Origin of the sequence: Dickeya lacustris (assembly GCF_029635795.1) — a bacterium.
GTDB classification, from domain to species: Bacteria; Pseudomonadota; Gammaproteobacteria; order Enterobacterales; family Enterobacteriaceae; genus Dickeya; species Dickeya lacustris.
This window is the reverse complement of sequence record NZ_CP114280.1, coordinates 367,558-387,520: the sequence shown is the minus strand read 5'-3', so window position 1 is coordinate 387,520 and position 19,963 is coordinate 367,558. Positions and strand designations below refer to the sequence as shown.

Here is a 19,963-nt window from a genome sequence, read left to right as displayed (position 1 = left end):
AGTATACTAATAAGTATAACGTTATTTTTAGTATTAAATTATTATAGGTGTTTTCTATGAAAAAATCAGTGCGAAATTCCACGATGACTGACATTGTCAGCTTGAAAAAAATGACGCTGATTCAGAGGAAAATACACGAAATGACGCTGCTGAAAAAATCATTTGATGACGCATATAAAAAAGACACATTGCGGTCTTCATTGATATCAGAACGTGCGATAGAATTATTTGAGGGCGATGCTGATCTGGCTAAAAAATGGTTAGCGGAGCCAAATCGGGCATTAGGATGGATATCTCCTAATGAAATGTTGCCGGCCCCAACTGGAATAGATACCGTTCTCAGGTTGATCGCTCAGTTGCAGCATGGCGTTTATCCATAAACAGTTTAGACGTAAATAACGTTGCATATAATAGAGTTTGGCCAGACCTTCTTCCATCACTGGCGCACCGACTTTGGTAAGCAAAGATTGATACCACCCCGGGGTACTTAGTTCAGCTTGCACTATGGCAAAGACAATTTGCTCTTCGGTGAATCGTGATTTTTTTCATCGGCACCACCTCCGTTCAAGGGAGTATGTATCATGCCGGAATTCTGTTTCTGAATTACGTAGGATTTTAAGTCAGGGTCATTTTTTGTGGTCAGCTCCCAATATCGGTTTGAGCCGTCAAAGGGCAGGGATTAAATTGATAGAACCATGCTGTTATACGCCTCGTAGACGCCCGCATGGCTCCGGGCACAGGCTTGTAATATGGTCAGAGCATGCTGCATCAGAAGCTCACTTCGTTCTGGTTCAAACCAGCGACCATTAAACTTCCCTCCATGGAAAAGGTTGTTTCGTATTCTGCGAATCAGCAAAAAAACCTGCTGCGCTCTGTTTCTGCCCTGTATGGGCGTTTCATCCCATGAGAGCACACCTCCTCTGACGATCTGCTTTTTAGGAGGATAAGTCAGAATATAATCAATTGCGCCGGCCAGTTCAGTTGTGCCGGGCGAAGCAATGATTTTCTCAACCTCTAACGCGTAGCGATCCCAGTTTGCTTTTGCATTCCCGTCACCCTGCGTAAGACCCGTCATTTTGAGGCAAAATTCATAGCGTGCAAACTCCATGAAAAATTCAAAGCACAGGTCATTCAGTTTGGATCTATCTACGGACATTAACTTTCCCTTTCCATATAACTGTTTCCCGATGTCAGCGAAACGAAGCAGCATAATCAAATATATACCTATGCCGCCCATCCCAAGTAAGTTTTGACAGCATGACAGATTGCTGCAAACAATCTCTGCGGGCGCAGAGATTAAATCACGTCCTTAACTTTGCCTGACAGTTTTGTGGCAAGTGATGACTCACCCAGCCCAAAAAATATCCCGGTTGCCAGCGCAATAATGCCGTTACCCGGGATCATCGCCGTTGAAACTTCTCCGAGTTTGATCTCAAAGAATCCTGCCAAAAGGCAGAATGTGACAGCCAATGACAGCGTACAACAGTAAATCAGCCTCAGTAACAGGCTGCGGTGCTGGCTGATGTTCTCGTAGATTTCATCAAATACGATGTTTCCTGTTTTGATTGAAACAAACAACCATGAACCCAGGCAGGTCCCGATGAGCACTGCGGGGACGTTCTTCAGTTCAGCATGAAAAAAGTACTGCGCCGCACCCAAAATAATTATTAGAAGCAGTGCATACAGACCGTATATTCCCATTATCCGATTTCTGACAAGGATCCATGACGAACTGAGGATGGTTTTTTTCAGCTCATTGAGTGCCTGGCTTGCTGGAACAAAATCACCCTCCCGGCCTGAGAAACAGACCTGCGCGGCCTGAAATATCTGCTCGTAGGCTTCAAGCCGCTTATCTTTATCCTTTTCAAACAGCGCATTGACAGTCTGAACAACACGCTCCACATCAAGACGGAACGCCAGATATTCTTCGGGTACCTTCCCGTCACCAACAGGGGAAAAGCCAATCCCCTTAGGCTCAGAATTATTCGGATATCGCGAGACGATAAAATAGCGTTTCTGTTCACTCATCGCAGAGCACCTGCTTTTTACAGATCGAGCATTCATCGGTTTCTTTGCGGGCAAGCAGGATTGAGGGCTCCAGTGAGAAATCAGGTCTCCCCTTCATTATTTCGATCTGTGCAAGGATCGCACTCACATTTTCCCGGTGCTGCGGCGCTGATTCCAGCAGATCATTAAAATAGGAAGTAAGAACCTCAAGATTTCTGGTTAACATTACTGGCCTGCCCTGATATTGAGATGTTGTTTAACGGTAATATCTTCAAATTCAATGCCATAGGCGCTGAGCTCCTGCCTGACTTCGTTGAAAAGGTCATTTGTTCTGTTCTGTGTGTCTTCGATCGTGAGCAGCGCGGTAAAGCTGACTTCCTCATCGGGGAATTCCCCAGGAGTCCTTTCTATTGAACTGATTTTCAGCCGCCACTGGTCGGAAGCACCGACACCAGCCTTCGTTTTGGTTTCAAATTCATATTTTTTGACGGGCCACCACTTCAGGCCATGTTCAATCTGACTTTTCTCATAGTTAACGTCTTTACCGAGCCGGACTTCCCAGACTGACTGACAGTTTTTCCGGTAAGCCCATTCATTTTTCTTGGTGTCTCGTCTAAATTGCTGAAGCACAGCGTCAACGTTGATGCGGCAATATTCGGCGCCGTAGTTCTGGTTTATGACGGGATCGTAGGCAATGGTCAGCGTGGCTTTACCATGGCATTTTCCGCCTGTTGTGGTCAGGCTGCGAGGCCAGTTGAAATCAAACTCTAGTACTTCGCTGCGCTTGAGGCTTCCGCTCAAAACCAGCGTAATGCTGCTGTCGTCACTGTTAAGCATATCGCGGGAGGTCAACGGCATGCCGAATCCGGCAAATCGCCTCGCTGAAGAGATATCAACGCTTTTGTCCTTAAGCGGCGGCGTCAGGTCTGAGTGATGAACCAGCATGGCGGCAAGGGAATTACGTGACAATTTGCCTGATGTCCTCTGATCCAGACTGGCGAGGATTTTGGAAACCAGAGGCGCGGAGAAGCTGGTACCCGCCTCTTCCACGAGTTCCCCACTGCCGTCAATGGAAACCAGCCCGGTTTTACCCGATTTCAGGGAGGAATACCCTCCATAGTGGATCACATCCGGCTTTACCCCCATAGCTACGCCGGGTCCGCGACGCGTATAGACAGTCGGAGCGCCGTGAACGTTGATGTCACAACCAGGCGGGTTTACCGCACCCACAGTGATAGCGCTGACGGCCTCCGCAGGCTGAGAAAGTCGATCGACGTCCGAAAACTGCAGCGCTGCCGGTCTTGATGCCCAGGAGCCTCTGAAGTCAATGCTGCGTAGGTTCCCGGATGAAACGACAAAGAGCACATCGTATTTTTTTGAGATACGGTCGATTTGCGTGGCGGCAAAACTGTAGGAATCATCGCGGACAAACTCGCGGAAATTGAGACTGAAATTAAAGATGCGGAACCCCTTCCCAACCGCATCGCCAACCTCAATATCCAGCCAGTCAAAGAAATCACCTGGGTCGGAAAAATAGGTGGTGAACGTATTGGATTTACTGTTGTGAACGGGGATCCAGATATCATAGAGCAGGCAACCGTCATCATCGACCTGGGGAAGATCCGGGTTCAGCATGCCCCCGCAGACCAGAAGGCTTGCCACTTGGGAGCCATGGTTTGGATCGCAGTCATCGGCTTCAAAGCCATTGGATACTTCCACACACCACTTGGCCAGTTCGTCATGGTGAATGCCGCTGTCAATAACGCCCACGCGGGGATAATTCTCCCCCTCCGTTCTGACGGGTAGTGAGAAGTCCTGCGCTACCGGGGAATTCGACGGGTGCGCACGGGAAATTTTAGGCGGCAAAGAAATGCGCTTTACCAGCGGGCTGGCGCTGAGAACAGAGAGCAGGATCCGGTGTCTGTCCGAAGAATTATCAACGTCAGATGGTGAAAAATTCAGCTCCAGCCGCTTGTCAAAATCAACCTGAAAATCGTGGCCTGATTCAGGTCTGAGAAGCTGGATCATGATGGTTTTAGATGAGGTCGGGTGACGGCTTAGCTTCGTCGCATAGACGCCAGACCCAAGTGTCTTCAGTTGCTCTTTCAGAGATCGCTTCATTGAGAGTATGGCATCGCTGGTGACGGTAAACTGCATGGCGTCAACGGGTCTGAAATCAACCAGCTCAACCTGGTAGCCGGCAAATCCCTCATCTTTATCGGCATGCCAGGCTGCGTTATCCTCTGGGGAAAAGGCTATTTTCTCTTCGCTGCCATAAAAGCTGATGCGATCTATGGCCCCCGTCTCACTTTTTGCTTCGCTGGGCTTAACAACGATTTTGCCTTGTCTCTCGTCGTACACTTTATTGGTAAATTCTTCAGCGCCATCAATCTTGCTGAACAGATGAACCAGATTTTTGTCTGTCACCTGAATCAGCAGTTCCCCTATTCCCAGTGCGCCCACAACAGGCGCTTTACTTACGGGGAAGAGTCTGTCAACCGGTCGATGGGATTTCGCCAGCGCCTGAGGATTTAGCTCAACTTTCACCAGACCAAGCTCATAGCCTGACCGATGAAGCTGGCTTCTGACATTCCCTACTTCATCAAGGAGGTTCTTTTTATGCTTTTTGAAGGCGTCATCCCGATCGGCGTAAAAATCAGTGTTGCTGCCCCCAACTCTAGGTGGCGGTATACGTTTAAACTGTTCAGATTTTAAAATAACCTGAACTGGATTATTTCTTTTCATATATTACCCCATCCTTAGCAATCAACCTCCCGACGACAGTCAGGATTCTTTAATATTTCTGGAAACTTTTGACTGAGTAACGTCAAAAACAAGCGCAATCTCTTTCTGGGTAAATTCATGTTTTTTGTGCAACAGGCTCATAATTGCAGCATCCTGATTATGCGATAACAACTGCATGAATTCATTGACCTCACTGCCTGCATGAATAACTGCAAAGGACTGAACCATCTCAATAAAAGTCTGAGGGCTTTTACTGATTGCGGCCATTCTCTTGAAATTATTAAGCATTAACTGAATATCAGAACCGTTAAATCCGTCAGTCAGAACGGTCAGAAATTTTATCTCTTCTGGCGTAAAGCTCAAGGGATGAATATATTTTTCAATAATCTTCATTCTCGCCGGATAATTTGGCTTAGGAACCAGTATCCGCATTTCAAATCTTCGCCATACAGCAGGATCCAACAATACCTCGTGGTTAGTAATGGCTAGCGTCATACCACTTTTTGATCTGGCATCGATACACTGCAGCAATGTATTAACGATGCGCTTAATTTCACCGACTTCATGCTTGTCATTTCGCGCCTTTGCTACGGCATCAAACTCATCCAGAAGCAGGAGACAGTCATACTGTGCAGCAAAATCAAACAGGTTATTGATATTTCGGGCACTTGTGCCCAGTAAAGATGAAACAAGTCCATCCAGCCTAGCAAGCACGATAGGTAATTCGAGCATTCTGGCGATATAAAAGGAAAGCATCGTTTTACCCGTTCCCGGCAATCCGAAAAGCAGGCAGCTCAGTGAAGGCATCACGCCATACCGAGCCAGTTTGTCCAGATTGTTCCATTGCTCAATCAGTTGGCTGACTGCTGAAGCCAGCTCATCGGGCATAACCGGGAGTTCTGCCGTCACGAGCTCTTCAGGAAAGATAATCTGTGCAAGTGGCGATCCGCTTTCTTTGTCCACAGGCACTTTGACGTTTTCCCGGAGTTTCTGCTTTCGAAGAAACGAGACTCGAGAGAGTTCAACTCTGGCTGGCTCCAGTGTGTTGAGCGTACTGGCTCTGTTGATGAGCCCTCTGAGCAATTTTGCTTCTGCAGTCTGTTGTCCTTCTCTGAGGGCATCATAAAGGCGCTCCATCTGCTGTAAAGCGCCTGCGGAGGCCCCATCCTTGATAATCTGCCGGCATAAAGCCGCTACGATTTTAAAGTTCTCCACATGACACCTGTATATTTATCCAGTTAAATGGTGTTTTGATTATAGATACCCCTTGTGTCGCATGCAACCGCTTCAGAAGAAAGTCGCATAAAAATCTCTAAATGTGAATCTTCATTAGATAAAAATGCATCAAAACGAAGAAAATTGATTTTTTTTTAGCAAAAATGAATAACCCTGACACTTTCTGGGCATTTTTTCGAGTTTCAAAAATGATAACCGCCCTCATCTGTCAGGTCTTACAGACTTTTCCAGCGCGTTTGAGATAAAAACACAGCGTTTGTGGAAGGTGGCTAAAATGTAAAACAGCTCAAAAACTGGTCGAATTGCATTAGTTCATGAAGTGAACTAGTGAATGGTGATTGCGTAGGTTACAAAATAACATAAAAAAACAAAGAGGTAAGCGCCATGGCATCTATGAACCAAATATGTACTCAACATAAGTTAAATTAGCGATGCCGCTAGCTGAGTCCATGGAGAATCAGCTGTTATCTCATAAAATCAATGCATTGAGAGTTTTAGCCTGTTCTTGCTAAATCCTCTAAATCATGTCTGCCACCCTCTTCCTGTAACCGGCGACAAAGCAGCAAGTCTGATGTTTCTGGGAGCATGGTTGCCCGTTCTACCATCCATCGATAATTCAGCGAAACAGCACCGTGAAAATGAAACGAGTAAAGATGGCCAAGGCCGCCTCAATATTGTGATACGCATGCAACGGAGCCCATCATGCATGCAGCAGAAATTATTATTATACGTAGCGATACGTAAAAATTTTTTCGTACCGGGATACCCGCCCGTTTCCAGAGCGAACATGCCGATGCAGTTGTTATCGCGTCATTGGCAATCGCCGCCATCGAGATCGTCTAGCTGGCCAGGCTTCCGTCTGTTCAGGTCACAGACCACTATTTTTACTGTGGATATCACATATGCAAAAAAATTTTCTTGCGATGTTGATTCCAATAAGTACCCACCAAAAACAGATTGTTTTTCGAACATGTCAAATGGATTCTTATTTTTAATCAACTATATCATTATATTAAATGATTTTTGTCTACTACCATTACCATAAAGAGGTCTATTTATTATTTATTATTGGGTAAGATCAAACCTTGTTAATTAAATAAAATTACCTCTCCCCCCTTTGACATTTCTTTACCGTGCATTTATAAAAAATACACGTTTGGCATTAAATGTTTAATGCTTAAACGTTTAAAGCGATTGGGATTCTTTCACAACAAATCATATATATGGATATAATTATGATGAAGATGAAATTAAAAACCGCTCTGTTAGTATCCTCTGTTTTATTGTCTCCTTTTAGCCAGAGTGTTCAGGCAGCCGCCTGGCAACTTGGCGATATCTGCTACGGCTATGCAACAGCGACCGGCTCTGGTTATTCAGGTGGTGCCGTATTACTGGACCCGATTCCAGCAGATATGGAAATCACTGCACTTAACCCAGCACAGTTAAATTATAAAGGCGTAAAAGCAGCATTAGCCGGTGCTTATTTAAAAGTCACCGGGCCCAAGGGCAGTACAACTGTTTATGTTACTGACCTTTATCCTGAAGGTGGTAATTGTGCACTTGATCTGTCATTTAATGCGTTCAAGAAGATTGGTAATCTTCAGGATGGAAAAATCAATATCCAGTGGGAATTAGTAAAAGGCCCGGTGACAGGAAATGTGGTCTACCGTATTAAAGAGGGTTCTAATCCATACTGGGCTGCGGTACAGATCAGAAATGTTAAGTACCCTATTCTCTCACTGAAATATTTACGTGATGGTAAATGGATCAGTACGCCAAAAACAGATTACAACCACTTCATTTTGGAGAATGTGGGCAAAAACTATACGCCTATTGAATTCACGGATGTTAAAGGTAACATCTTGAGCGATACGTTACCGCCCATGCCGGATAACACATCATCAGCCTATCTTATTAACGGAAAGGTACAGTTACCGTAAAAACAACGCTAGGGTATTACGGTAACGGTGTATTACGGAAATACTGAGTAAATAATATTCACGCTATAAATAACGGGGGTTATCTTAATCGATACCCCCGTTTTAGTTTTTGGTGTGCGGTTAAGGTGTTTTTGCACATAAGAATGCCATGCGCTATACGATAGCTGGAAATATCGATGGCATCACGTCTGAAAGGAGATAACCGTCTACACTGTGATTGCACGACTCCACCTACACACTCACCGGGATGTGCATATGACTCCTACACAGCAAGACAAATCGCCAGGTTTACTGGCAATCTCCGCATTAGGTATTGTATTTGGTGATATAGGAACCAGCCCGCTTTATACCTTTAATACCGTCATTCAATTAGCGGGAGGTAGCGCCCAACCCGAAACCGTTCTGGGTTTACTTTCGCTGCTGTTCTGGACATTGATTATCGTAACATCAATAAAATATGCTCTATTCGCGATGCGTATTGATAATCGTGGCGAAGGTGGCATATTGGCTTTGATGTCATTATTGCTGAATAATCAGTCAAAACGTCAAAAGTGGATCATCGCAACGGGCTTATTTGGCGCCGCTTTCATCTATGGTGATGGCGCAATTACACCTGCCATCTCAGTATTATCGGCACTGGAAGGCGTTGTCCTCGTGGTCCCTGAAATGGCCGACTATATATTGCCGATGACGCTGATAATCTTAATTGTCATCTTTACTATCCAGCCCCTTGGCACCGCCAAAATCAGTCAGTTTTTCGCACCGGTTATGCTGCTGTGGTTTGCCACTCTGGCGATACTCGGCATACGCAGTATTGTGTCGTACCCAACGGTGCTGTTAGCCCTTAACCCCCTCTATGCCGTTGCTTTTTTCTTGCATCACGGGCCGATCGGTTTATTGATTTTGGGTGGCGTATTCTTGTGCGTAACCGGAGCGGAAGCGCTGTATGCCGATATGGGCCACTTTGGCCGTAAACCCATCTGGATAGCCTGGTATGTGATTGCCCTGCCCTGTCTTTTTCTAAATTACGCGGGTCAGGCTGCATTTATTCTTTCAGGCCCGGAGGTAACGACCAATATCTTTTACCGTTTATGTCCCCCCGCCTGGCAAATGCCGCTCATTGTGCTGGCAACGTTAGCAACCATTATTGCCAGCCAGGCGATTATTTCCGGCGCGTTCTCTATGACACGCCAGGCTATCCAGCTCGGGTGGCTGCCCAGAATGAAAATCACCCAAACGGCTGAACAAAGTTATGGCCAGATCTATCTGGGTACGGTGAATTGGCTGCTGATGGCCGTCACCCTTGCTCTGGTCGCGTACTTTCAGTCCTCCGAACGACTGGCGGCGGCTTACGGTATCGCCGTATCGATAACAATGTTGATGACCACACTCTTATTATACGTAGCGATGCGTAAAATTTGGCATTGGGGCAAAGTGGCAAGCCTTGGTGTGACTGCGCTATTCCTTATTATTGATGTTGGCTTTTGCACGGCCAATATGCTGAAATTTTTTGAAGGTGGTTATGTTCCGCTGTTACTGGCATTACTGGTGTTTTGCATCATGTTTATCTGGCGACGTGGCGTTAATCGTGTTTCAGCGAGCGTTGCGGATAAACCATTAAGTGTGGACGAATTTCTTCAGTCATTGCCGCAAAATGGCATTTCGCGCGTGCCCGGTGTCGCCGTATTTCTCACCCGGGTACAGGATGTCGCTCCACCGGTCATGCGCTGGCATGTTAAACGAAACCACGCTTTACACGATAAAATTATCTCACTCACCATTCAGGTGCTGGATGTACCAAGAGTCCGTCATGACGATAAACTGGTACTGACAGAGAAATATGCCGGATTCTGGCAAGGTGTGGCGTATTACGGTTTTATGGAAAAACCGGATATCCCTGCCCTACTACAAAGCGTGACCCCGTTACGACAATGTTCAGACCATGAATCAGTGACGTACTATATTGGCCACGAATCCATTGTGGCTAAAAATAGTACAGATGCGTTACCCCGTTGGCAGTCGTATTTGTTCGCCTGGATGATGCGAAATAGTCTGCATGTGACAGAGTATTATCAATTACCGGGCAATCAGGTCATTGAAATTGGCCGACGTATCGCCATCTGATGTTTTTTACAGCACTCGCTTACCTCGCGAGGAGGAAAGCTGCCCTCCTCGCATTTGCCTTTTCTCCCTTGTTGAAATGCGACAGAGATGATGTTTCAGGCGATCTTTTTCCTTTACATACTTATGTATGTTGTAACTAAAATAAGAGAAAAAAAAGGGCCTCAATAGAGTGCCCTTTGGTTACAACGTTATTTACACAACAAAATCAGCCGTCTGCGATACCTGGCCGACAATCTTCACCAGGAATTCTGGCGAGGTATTATTGTCTAAATTAAGGTATAAATTGCTCACGTTGGATGCTGAATCAAAGTTAAGCAAGACCTCGCCACCGGCACCACTGAACTGATTGACAAAGTGCAGATTGTTGCCCGTGTTCAGTGCAGACAGGTCGATTTTATCCACCCCTGACTGAAAATCACGTATCCAATCCGGCGCGGCCACCTTCGAGTCAGATACAGTGGTATAGACAAAAGTATCGCGTCCACTGCCGCCATAGAGCTGATCGGCACCAGCCCCACCGTACAGAACATCGTCACCGGCTCCGCCTTTCAGAATATTATCGGCATTATTCCCAATCAACAGATCATTGCCTGAGCCGCCAATCGCATTTTCGATAGTGACACCCTGAGCGATAGACACGTTACCTTTCAGCCCCCCTACATCGGAGAAAGAGCCTTCCGTCAGGTTAATGCGCTGATTGTTGCTATAGCCGGAAAAATCAAAGGTGTCATTACCACCCGCGTCCCACGCTGAGAAAATCAGCGCTTTGCTACTGCTGGTCGCAGTGTAAAAATCGCGGTCGGTATTCGAGTTAAAACCGTAGGTCGTGTCGCCGGTACGGGTGGTGGTATTCGCACCATAAAGGCGCTGGATAGCCTCGATATCATCCAACAGCGGGCCGCCCGCATAGTGGCCTTTGAAATCACCGCCGGTATTTTTCTCACTCCAGTAACTCATGATACTGAACTGGCGGGTATCTTCAGCATACGTCACGTTGTTATAGGTCGGGTTGCCTTGTCCGGCATTATAATCGCCGGGATGGCTCAAACCGAGAGCATGTCCGATTTCATGCGTCAACGTTTGGCGGCCATACTCCATCGTATCAGGGCTGCGAATGTTATCGACATTATAGTTATACCAGGTCGTCCCTGATGCACTTCCGCTCCCTGGCAAATACGCGTATGCCTGAGTGCTATTATCCAGACGACCACTGGAATCACGAGTATAGTTACCAAAGGTGACATTAGCAGATTGATTGCCCGTCACTTCGGTAAATTTAATATTAGCCACATCCGCCCAGGATTGTAATGCCAATTTTGCCTGAGCTATCTGTGCTGCATTAAATTTTACAAACCCTGTATCGCCATCCGGCGTAGATTTCGCAGACTGGAGAAATTTGAATGTCAGATTGGCTGATTTACCAAAAACATTCGATCCATTCCAGCTAACATTTTCCCGAGTAATTTGCACACCAGCATCATCAATTGAATAAGATGGTTTGCCATTAATTGTCAATCCATTGCCACGCTCATGATAATGCAACAGGCTATATATAGAATCATAGCTACTGCTCGGCGCAGATAATGCATGTACCGCGTCATCATCATGAGACGACAAAATCTTCTCCATAACACCCTCACTAATATAGATAATTTAAATAAACCATCGCCATTAAGTCACAGGTAAATAAGTCCCTATCAATTTAATGACATTCACGTTAGATCATGGATGAAACGATATACCCAGAGAGAAATGAATTTAATCTCGCTGCTGGATAGCACCAGAAACAGTGCTACCTATTTATATAAGGCAATGTAATGTTTTTGTAAAGAATGAAATTAGTTATTTTTATAAAAATGGACGAGAAATTAGTGGCGAAGTGAAATAGTTTATTTAATACATAACTTATTCAGATAGGAGAAAAGCCTTTGCTTATTAATGAAATCATCAAGAGAAGAAATTATTCGAAATGGAAAGACAAATAAAAAGGGCAGATAAACTGCCCTGAATAATAATCAAGAAAAATAATTACACAATAACATCTGCCTGCGTTGCCTGGCCGACAATACGCACCAGGAAATCAACCGAGCTATGGCCCGCCTCGTGCAACCACAGGTTCGTGATACTGCTGGCCGCATCCCATTGCAGCATCACTTCCTGCCCTTTGCCGGTAAACTGATCCTGAACAAAACTCAGTTGCCCTTCGCTTCTGAAGGCTGACAGGTCAATTTTATCCACACCCTTTTGGAAATCGGTTATCTGATCATAAGCGGAAACGGTTGAGTCCTGGCCGCTGCCATAAACAAAGGTATCTCGCCCGGCACCACCGGTCAGAGTATCGGCACCCGCAGCGCCATAAAGCACGTCGTTTCCGGCGCCGCCCTGCAATACATTATTCGCGCTGTTACCAACAAGAATATCGTTGCCTGACCCACCAATGGCGTTTTCAATGGTCACACCGTGTGCAATAGACACATTGCCTTTCAGCCCGCCAACATCGGAAAAAGACCCTTCATTCAGGTTGATACGTTGATTATTGCTGTAGCCAGAAAAATCGAACGTGTCATTGCCACCGGCATCCCATACGGAGAAGATCAGCGCTTTACTGCTGTCTGTCGCGGTATAAAAATCTCGGCCAGTATTCGAGTGGAAACCATAGACGCTGTCACCGGTTCGAGTAGTCATATTGGCACCATATAACCGCTGGATAGCGGCAATGTCATCGATCATCGGTGCACCGCCGTAATGACCTTTATAATCGGCACCGGTCTCGTTTTCGCCCCAATAACTCATAATGCTGAACTGATAGCTGTCTTCAGCATATACCGCATCGTTATAGCTCGGCTCACCTTCACCGGCATTATATTCTCCGGGATGGGCCAACCCTAAAGCATGCCCGATTTCATGAGTAAAGGTTTGACGACCATACTCTTCCGTCCCCGGATGAACGATATTCGACTGGTTGTAGTTATACCAGCTACTTCCCGCCCCCGAATAATTCCCAGGATAATAGGCGTATGCCTGGGTACCGTAATCCAAATTCCCATTAGCATCACGCGTATAGTTACCGAAAGTAATATTCGCTGATTTATTCCCCGTCACTTCAGTAAAGGTCAGATTAGCCACATCAGCCCAGGATTGCAGTGACAGTTTTGCCTGCTCAATCTGCTCGGCATTGAATTTAACGAACCCCTTATCACCCGCTGGCGTTGCCGTTGCTGACTGGAGAAATTTGAATGTCAGATTAGCCGATTTACCCAGAACATTTGCCCCATTCCAGGTTGCATTCTCCCGGCCAATTTGAACGGCAGCCTCATCAATAGAATAAGATGCCTTTCCATTGATAGTTAATCCATTGCCCCGATCGTGATAATGCAACAGATCATACACAGAATTATAAGCGCTGCTCGCACTGGTGGAAGCCGCTAAGGCCTGTGCATCACTTGAACGTAAAGATAGATTTTTTTCCATAAAATCCTCTGCAATCATTATTAATCACGTTGTCACTCATCATCAGGGCGAAATAACCCCTGCCAGAATGACATCGGCATAAAGAAATTTTCAAAATGCAAAAATGCATTTTTTTCAAAACACAATGTTTTCAAAACGTAATATTTTAAAAAGTAATATTTTAAAAACGTAATGTTGAGCACGTTAAAAACAGGCTCGCGATATACATCGTGATTTAGACGATAATATCCGCCTGTGTTGCCTGACCAACAATACGCACCAGGAAATCAACCGAGCTATGGCCCGCCTCGTGTAACCACAGGTTCGTGATACTGCTGGCCGCATCCCATTGCAGCATCACTTCCTGCCCTTTGCCGGTAAACTGATCCTGAACAAAACTCAGTTGCCCTTCGCTTCTAAAGGCTGACAGGTCAATCTTGTCGACACCTTTCTGGAAATCGGTTATCTGATCATAAGCGGAATACGTTGAATCCTGGCCGCTACCATAGACAAAAATGTCACGGCCTGCGCCCCCCGTAAGGGTATCCGCGCCAGCACTGCCATAAAGCACATCGTTTCCGGCGCCACCCTGCAATACGTTATTCGCGCTGTTACCAACAAGAATATCGTTGCCTGACCCACCAATGGCGTTTTCAATGGTCACACCGTGTGCAATAGACACATTGCCTTTCAGCCCGCCCACATCGGAAAAAGACCCTTCATTCAGGTTGATACGTTGATTGTTGCTATAACCGGAAAAATCGAACGTATCATTACCACCGGCATCCCATACGGAGAAGACCAATGCTTTGCTGCTGTCTGTCGCGGTATAAAAATCTCGGCCGGTATTTGAGTGGAAACCATATGTGGTATCACCGGTACGGGTTGTCATATTAGCGCCGTACAGTTTCTGGATAGCGGCAATATCATCCATCAGCGGCCCTGCGGAGTAGTGCCCCTTAAAGTCGCCACCGGTACTTTCTACATCCCAGTAACTCATGATGCTAAATTGACGGGAGTCTTCAGCGTAAGCAGCGCTATTTTTATAGCTGATATCAGACTCACCGGCATTGTATTCTGCCGGATGACTCAGCCCCAGCGCATGACCGATTTCATGCGTAAATGTCTGACGGCCATATTCCTCGGTATCAGGGTTACGCACAGTGGACTGGTTATAGTTGAACCAGGCGCTACCGGAGACCGGGTGCGTGCCAGGATATGCAGCATAAGCCTGAGTATCGGTATTCAGACTACCATCGGCATTACGCGTATAGTTTGCAAAAGTAATATTGGCTTTCTGTGACGGGTTAACTTCAGTAAAAGTCAAATTCGCCACATCAGACCAGGATTGTAATGACAGTTTCACCTGCTGCATCTGTACAGGGGTAAACTTCACCGGCCCGGTATGTCCGTTCGGTGTTGATGTAAAGGTATTGAGAAACGAATATGTCAGATTCGCCGACTTACCAAATACATTGTCACCGTTCCAGGTGGTGTGAGGACGGGTTAACCCCTGTTCAACGGCTTTGTCCGTCGTGTAAGACGGTTTGCCATTAACGGTTATGCCATCACCACGCTGATGGTAATACCAGAAATCATAGACATCCGCATAGCCGGTATAACCTCCCGGTGCTGCGGCGGCAGAGGTGCTCAACGAAACTTTATCATTTTGTTGCATATTACTTCTTCCATAAAGTCTGACCCGCGAGGGCCAGAATGCCTTGCTTAGTCATTCATCCGCAAAAAACATCCTATCGGGAGAATGACGCCAACTCCTCTGTGACGCTGCACAGAGGAAATCTTGTAAAAATGCAGCTTTTCCAAAATACAGTTCTTGTTCGAAATGCAGTTCTTTTCCGAAATACAATTCTTATCAGAGATACAAGGTGCCAACGGTCTGGCTGGCACCCAAGACTGCACTGTGGCTGTTTGGGCATACAAAACTAATAGGTTTTACGACTGAGTTGTGTGGGCAGATTAGCCTGCTGCCTGGCCGACGGTTGTGCGGGTTGAAACCATGCAGCCAGTTGTATCATGTCTTGTTCGCTTAACGTGCCAGCGGTATAGCGCAAATTGAGCCATGCCTGTAGCCAGCGATACTTGACTTCTGCCAGTTCACGGCGAGCGTTATACCACTCCTGCTCTGCCATCAGCACATCCAGATTAATGCGCTCTCCCCCGGAAACACTCTGTCGCGTCGCGCGAATCGCCTCTTGCGCTGAGGCAACACTCATCTGCCAGGCTTTGATTTTCGCTGAACCATTAGCACATAAATTGAACTGCCGACGTAATTCAGCGAAGGTCTGACGAGTCTGGTTATCCAGTTCAGCCTGACTCTGCTGATATTCGGCAGTGGCCTGACGCATTGATGCCGACACCGCACCGCCTGAGTACAGCGGCACCCTCACCTGCAACCCCACAGTTTGGGTGTCGTACTTCTGGTTATAGTTATACTCAGACTCCGACAGACTGCTACGCGTTGAGGCGACCAGATCCATGGAGGGCAAATGTCCCGCTCGGTTACGCTCAATTTCATAGCGGCTGTACTCCACAGTTTCACGCTGCGCCGCAAGTTTGGCGTTATGCCTGACAGCCAGCTCACGCCATTGCACCAATGAACGATTTTCAGTGACGTTTTCAGGCAAAACGTCCAGCGCCAGCGGCGATAGATCCTGAACCTGTAACGGTTGCCCGGTCATATTCTCAAGCACGGTCATTGCCGCATCTAACGTATCTTGCTGCTCAATACGTTGTGCTTCTATAACCGTATAACGCGCTTCCGTTTCCCGCAGGTCAGTTTGCGTGCCTTCGCCTGCGGCCAGCAGACGGCGATTAAGCGCCAATTGCTCCTGATACGCGCGTCGCTGCGACTCCAGCAGTGTCAATTTTTCTTGCGCCAGTAACGCATCGCTCCAGGATTGGTACAGACGTATCATCAACTCCTGACTTTTATCGCGATAACGCTGATCGGACACCAGCTTGCGTACAATCCCCTGTTGGTAACGCGCCCATGCCGCATAATCCAGCAGAGGCTGCCGTAGCGTCAGTGTCGAAACATAGTTGTCATAATTACGTTTTGTGGTGTTGTCTGTCGTGCGATCGCGCTGCGTCACTTTTGAGTGGCTATAGTTCGCGCCATAGTTATATTGCACAGAAGGCAGCAACCCTGCCCGCCCTATCGCAATCTCTTCCTGACCCGCATCGCGCTCAAAACCGGCTGCACGTAATTGGGCGTCATTACGTAACGCCATTTCCCAGGCATCAAGCAAACCGACGGCATGGGCATTTATCGTGCACAGACCACACATCACCAATATTAACGCCTTCCTTCGCATCGCTTCTTTCCGTTACTCTTCTGTTAACGCCAAATGCATACGATCCATCAGCGGTTTGAACAGATAATTGATAAACGAACGCTCACCGGTACGCACAAAACCTTGCACCGGCATACCCGGTTTAATTTCCAGACCATGCAGCGAGCGTTTACCTTCATCGCTCACCTGAATACGCAGGCTGTAATACGGCGTTCCCTCTTTCTCATCCACCAACCGATCGGCCGATAGCAGTGTCACGGTTCCGGGCACTCGGGGCGTCGTACTTTGGCTAAAGGCGGTAAATTGCAGCTCTACCGGTAAACCGGATCTGACCTTGTCCACCATCTCAACGGGAATGCGCCCATCAACCAACAGCGGCTGATCATCCGGTACGATATCCATCATGACCTGTCCTGCACCAATCACACCGCCTTCGGTAAACACTTTCATATTCACCACGGTTCCCGATACCGGCGCACGAACCTGAACATTGGCCAGTGTGAAATCCGCCTTCTCTCGTTGGCTGACCACCTCATTGAGCCGCGCCTGCACATCAGACAGTTCACTGCTTACGTCCTTGTCGTACTCTTGCTGACGCTGTGCAATGCGCAGTTTCTGCTGTTGTATATCGCGTCGGGTACGCCCAAGATCACCACTGGTTTGCGCAATTTCACCGCTAACCTGTGCAAATAACCGCTCAGTTTCCAGCATCTTGTTACGCGGCACATAATTATCCGCCGCCAACGGCCGCAACCCGCCTAGCTGCTGGCTTAACGCCGCCTGCTGGGATTGCTTACTCGCCAGCATTTTTTGTAACGCACTGACTGAGTTTTCCATACCGTCGATATTGGCCAGAATGCCATCCGTCTCCAGCCGTTGTGCCTGCTGGCGGCTTCTCAGGAGTGACTCTTGTAGCGTAATAATACTTTTCATTTCAGGGCGATGACGTTCTTTTGCCAGTCGCTCCGTTTCCACCAATGATGGCTGGCGACGCTGCTCTGCCAACAGCCGTGCTTCCCGGGCGATCAATTGATCGTATTGTGACCCCAGCCCTTCGCTGGTGGTACGGGCATCCACTTCATTAAGCGTTAACAGCACCTGCCCAGCCGTGACACTGTCACCTTCTTTGACCTGTATCCGCTCAATAATGCCGCCCTGCATATGCTGGATGACTTTGCGATTTCCCGACACAACAACGTTGCCTTGTACTGCAACACCTTTATCAAGCGGCGCTAATAACGCCCAAAGCAAAAAGCCGCCAAACCCGGCAACAACCAGCCACCAGCCTAAGCGCAAAGCATGCGCCTCATCACGATTAGCGTGCTGGTGTATCAGGCTATCGTCCCAGTCATCTAACGTTTGCGTCGATTGTTTTGTTACTTCCATGCTTGTCATTCACGCGCGCCTCATCATTGTGGCATTGCAGCCGACGGTTTTATCTGGGCCTGATTCGCTGCGGTACGCGGCTGCAACTCGGCCAACACATCTCGCGCCAACCCCATACGCTGCTGATTGCCTTGATTCAAAATCAAAATCTTCTGCGCCAGTGTTGTCAGTGCTGGACGGTGGGTTATCAGAACAATGGTAGCGCCGCGTTTTTGCATCGCCACCAGCGCCCGCGTCAATGCCTGATCGCCTTCGCTATCAAGGCTGGCATTCGGTTCATCAAGCACTAATAAACAAGGGTCGCCATACATCGCACGCGCCAGGCCAATACGCTGGCGCTGCCCGCCAGACAAACCACTGCCGCCCTCGCCAAGCTCGGTGTCATACCCATTTGGTAGTGACAAAATGAGCTCATGCACACCGGCAAGACGGGCTGCTGCCACGATTTTTTCCGGGTCAGCGACGCCAAAGCGGGAAATATTCTCTGCCAGCGTTCCTTTAAACAACTGCACATCCTGAGGCAAATAGCCAATGGCCTGACCAAACACGCGCTTATCTACCTGATTGAGATCGGCACCATCTAACCTCACTTTGCCCTGAGAAGGTGCCTGCGCCCCTACCAGTAAACGGGCAAGCGACGATTTACCGGAGCCTGATGCGCCAAGGATGACCAGCGTTTCGCCCGCCTGAAGCGAAAAATGAATGTTTTGCAGGCGAGCATGGCCCTGGGGAGTACGCAGCGAAACTTGTTCAACGCTCAGTTGCCCTTCCGGTGCCGGTAGTGCCATGGACGTGGGCTGAGGAGGATAGGCAATCAGCAATTTGTTCAGGCGCAGCCATGACGTTTTGGCGCTGCTCCACTGTTTCCAGACTGCAATTAACTGATCGATAGGACTTAATACTCTTCCGACCAGAATCGATCCGGCGATCATCATTCCTGGCGTGACTTTCCCCTCAATAGCCAGCAATGCGCCCAACCCCAGCACCAGCGATTGCAAAGCAATACGGCTGTATTTAGATGCACCGCCAACTGCGGCCGCTCGTTCACTCGCCAAATTCTGTAGTGAGATAAAACGGTAATGACTCGCCAGCCAGCGACGCCGTAAATTGCCCAACATGCCCATCGCTTCAATCACATCGGCATTACGCAACTGGGCATCCGCCAGATGGGTCGCCTGTTGCGACTGCTGATTAGCCTGTGTCAACGGTTCTGATGTCAGCCGCTGGTTTAGCCAGGTCAAGGCGACGAGCACGACAGTGCCGCCTAATGCCAACATGCCAAGCCAAGGGTGGAGCAGAAACAATACCAGCAGAAATAAAGGGAACCAGGGGGCATCAAAGAAGGCAAACAGCGCATTACCGGTAATAAACTGCCGCAACACCGTCAGATCGGTTAACGCCAACCCGGCACGGCCATCTCCGGCATCAAGATTACGCGCAAACGCCGCATTAAAGACATCCTGATTGAGCGCCAGATCGATACGTGTGCCAAGCCGCACCACCAACAGGCTACGCACCCACTCCAACGCCCCCATAAAAGCGCACAACCCCACCATTAACAGCGTGAGCATCAATAGTGTCACACCATTACCTGAAGCCAGTACCCGATCATAGACTTGCAGCATGTATATAGAGGGAGCCAGCATCAACAGGTTGATAATGGCGCTGAAGATACCGACGCTCCAAAAACTACGGCGAAACTGCCGCAGTACGGCAAAAAGAGAACGTTCTCGTTCAGAGGAAGCATTCACGGCAGTTTAC

Annotated in this window: 14 protein-coding genes; 3 read left to right on the top strand and 11 right to left on the bottom strand. The window is 47.8% G+C overall.

The window, feature by feature from the left end; genetic code table 11:
- The first annotated feature begins 56 nt into the window (after positions 1 to 56).
- On the top strand, positions 57 to 380 hold the full coding sequence (locus tag O1Q98_RS01740) for an MbcA/ParS/Xre antitoxin family protein (RefSeq protein WP_094433190.1): 324 nt from the start codon (positions 57 to 59) through the stop codon (positions 378 to 380).
- Positions 381 to 679: 299 nt separating this feature from the next.
- Here the strand turns inward: O1Q98_RS01740 and O1Q98_RS01735 are convergent, their stop codons facing one another.
- The 5 genes from O1Q98_RS01735 to O1Q98_RS01715 form a co-directional block, all read right to left on the bottom strand.
- Positions 680 to 1,210: a hypothetical protein gene (locus O1Q98_RS01735; protein ID WP_269975687.1), complete on the bottom strand. Its 531-nt coding sequence runs from the start codon at positions 1,208 to 1,210 to the stop codon at positions 680 to 682.
- Between the two features lie 86 nt (positions 1,211 to 1,296).
- Entirely contained in the window at positions 1,297 to 2,028 is a 732-nt protein-coding gene (locus O1Q98_RS01730; RefSeq protein WP_125259513.1) for a hypothetical protein, read from the bottom strand.
- Positions 2,021 to 2,233, bottom strand: a complete 213-nt coding sequence (locus O1Q98_RS01725; RefSeq protein WP_125259512.1) for a hypothetical protein — start codon at positions 2,231 to 2,233, stop codon at positions 2,021 to 2,023. Before O1Q98_RS01725 ends, O1Q98_RS01730 begins: the two co-directional genes overlap by 8 nt.
- The gene (locus tag O1Q98_RS01720) at positions 2,233 to 4,752 is read right to left on the bottom strand and encodes a S8 family peptidase (protein WP_125259511.1); all 2,520 of its coding nucleotides are present in this window, start codon (positions 4,750 to 4,752) and stop codon (positions 2,233 to 2,235) included. Before O1Q98_RS01720 ends, O1Q98_RS01725 begins: the two co-directional genes overlap by 1 nt.
- A gap of 39 nt (positions 4,753 to 4,791) precedes the next feature.
- Positions 4,792 to 5,967, bottom strand: coding sequence for an AAA family ATPase (locus O1Q98_RS01715; RefSeq protein ID WP_125259510.1), 1,176 nt, complete (start codon positions 5,965 to 5,967; stop codon positions 4,792 to 4,794).
- Between the two features lie 1,256 nt (positions 5,968 to 7,223).
- On the opposite strand from O1Q98_RS01715, the gene O1Q98_RS01710 reads away from it, so the two are divergent.
- On the top strand, positions 7,224 to 7,928 hold the full coding sequence (locus O1Q98_RS01710; protein ID WP_269975686.1) for an expansin EXLX1 family cellulose-binding protein: 705 nt from the start codon (positions 7,224 to 7,226) through the stop codon (positions 7,926 to 7,928).
- Between the two features lie 255 nt (positions 7,929 to 8,183).
- Positions 8,184 to 10,052: a potassium transporter Kup gene (locus tag O1Q98_RS01705; RefSeq protein ID WP_125259508.1), complete on the top strand. Its 1,869-nt coding sequence runs from the start codon at positions 8,184 to 8,186 to the stop codon at positions 10,050 to 10,052.
- A 192-nt stretch (positions 10,053 to 10,244) separates the two neighbouring features.
- On the opposite strand, the gene O1Q98_RS01700 is transcribed toward O1Q98_RS01705, so the two are convergent.
- From O1Q98_RS01700 to O1Q98_RS01675, 6 genes are all read right to left on the bottom strand, one after another.
- Positions 10,245 to 11,681 carry a serralysin family metalloprotease gene (locus tag O1Q98_RS01700; RefSeq protein ID WP_125259507.1) on the bottom strand — a complete coding sequence of 479 codons (1,437 nt, stop codon included), beginning with the start codon at positions 11,679 to 11,681 and terminating at the stop codon, positions 10,245 to 10,247.
- Between the two features lie 399 nt (positions 11,682 to 12,080).
- Entirely contained in the window at positions 12,081 to 13,523 is a 1,443-nt protein-coding gene (locus tag O1Q98_RS01695; RefSeq protein ID WP_125259506.1) for a serralysin family metalloprotease, read from the bottom strand.
- A gap of 214 nt (positions 13,524 to 13,737) precedes the next feature.
- Complete coding sequence (locus O1Q98_RS01690) at positions 13,738 to 15,180, bottom strand: serralysin family metalloprotease (protein WP_125259505.1); 1,443 nt, start codon at positions 15,178 to 15,180, stop codon at positions 13,738 to 13,740.
- A 265-nt stretch (positions 15,181 to 15,445) separates the two neighbouring features.
- Positions 15,446 to 16,837 (bottom strand): TolC family outer membrane protein, encoded by a 1,392-nt coding sequence (locus O1Q98_RS01685; protein WP_125259504.1) that lies wholly within the window; start codon positions 16,835 to 16,837, stop codon positions 15,446 to 15,448.
- Positions 16,838 to 16,849: 12 nt separating this feature from the next.
- Positions 16,850 to 18,211, bottom strand: a complete 1,362-nt coding sequence (locus tag O1Q98_RS01680; protein ID WP_125259503.1) for an HlyD family type I secretion periplasmic adaptor subunit — start codon at positions 18,209 to 18,211, stop codon at positions 16,850 to 16,852.
- A 14-nt stretch (positions 18,212 to 18,225) separates the two neighbouring features.
- Positions 18,226 to 19,953 (bottom strand): type I secretion system permease/ATPase, encoded by a 1,728-nt coding sequence (locus O1Q98_RS01675; protein ID WP_125259502.1) that lies wholly within the window; start codon positions 19,951 to 19,953, stop codon positions 18,226 to 18,228.
- Between the last annotated feature and the right edge of the window lie 10 nt (positions 19,954 to 19,963).